This is a genomic window from Candidatus Ulvibacter alkanivorans (assembly GCF_003333325.1).
In the GTDB taxonomy this organism is placed as follows: domain Bacteria; phylum Bacteroidota; class Bacteroidia; order Flavobacteriales; family Flavobacteriaceae; genus Ulvibacter_A; species Ulvibacter_A alkanivorans.
The window spans coordinates 1-1,026 of sequence record NZ_QOLC01000008.1; the positions used below are offsets into that span (position 1 = coordinate 1).

1 protein-coding gene is annotated in these 1,026 nt (G+C 34.5%); it reads right to left on the reverse strand.

What is annotated here, in order from left to right; translation table 11 throughout:
- Positions 1-1,026, reverse strand: a 1,026-nt coding sequence (locus tag DWA30_RS00645; protein WP_168421707.1) for an RNA ligase, incomplete at both ends; no start/stop codon positions are given.

The following is a 1,026-nucleotide window of genomic DNA, read 5'->3' on the forward strand; positions in this document are numbered from 1 at the left end:
TTCTTTAATTTTACTGATGACTTTTTCACGGGCATCAACAAAAGAAGAGAATCGTTCTTTGAGTTCAGGGTAATACAATAGAAATTCAGCTTCTTCTTGATCAGCCACAATATCAAGAATAGAATTATTATCAATTTCTCTATTCATGAGTTTGTGAACTTTAAGATAAGCAGAATTTTTAAGTTTTGTTCGAACCTTTGTCTCTTTGTCCATGGCTACAACACCTTCAAGAAGCGTATCTCGGCCTTTGTTCATAGTGTTGATGAATTCCATTAGCTCTTCAAGAGAGCCCACATCATAAACCTCAGGCTCTTTAAAAATATGTGGTATTGGATTGTGATCTTCAACGTAATCCCCATTCTTATCTCTAACCGCCAGCAAATGAATAGATGTTTCATCATACTGAGTGACAATAATGTTGTGTTGTGAAGTTAATTCACAGATATAAGAATAATTCTTGTTGAGTTTTGGTTCAAGAGTCTCATTGATTTTTTTGATCAAAGAGTCATATGAATTGGAATCAACAAAAAAGATATTTTCAGGGATTGTAATAAAATCAGCTTTCCCGTTAATAGTTTCAGAAATCAAGCTCAGAAAAGGAATTCTATTTCTTGTGATAGCATTTCTTGCAAAAGGAGTGCTTTTTGTAGAAATTTTCCAAAGGTTGTGTTCTTCGGAGAAATAGAATGTAATGAGGCTACCATCAAGTTTCTCAAAAAATTTAGCATTATTAAAGTCAATGGACTTTGTCTCTTCCGGAACTTCGCCGTAATTGTAAAATCGGTCAAAAGGTCTTGAGAGTGGTTTAAGTGAATTAATGTCCAATACAAGACCCCGAGCTTCTTTAGTAAGAGGATGCGATTTAGGACTTGCGATCTGATCGTAAGAGAAGGAGGCGATATTCTGACTAATTTCGAGATCTTGTTTAGTTGAGATTCCGAATTCGTCAAGAAGTTTGGTTTTCCAGTCGCTGTTGTTCTTGATAAATGAAATAATGTTCAAAGTGTCTTCTCCTTTTAAAGTAAT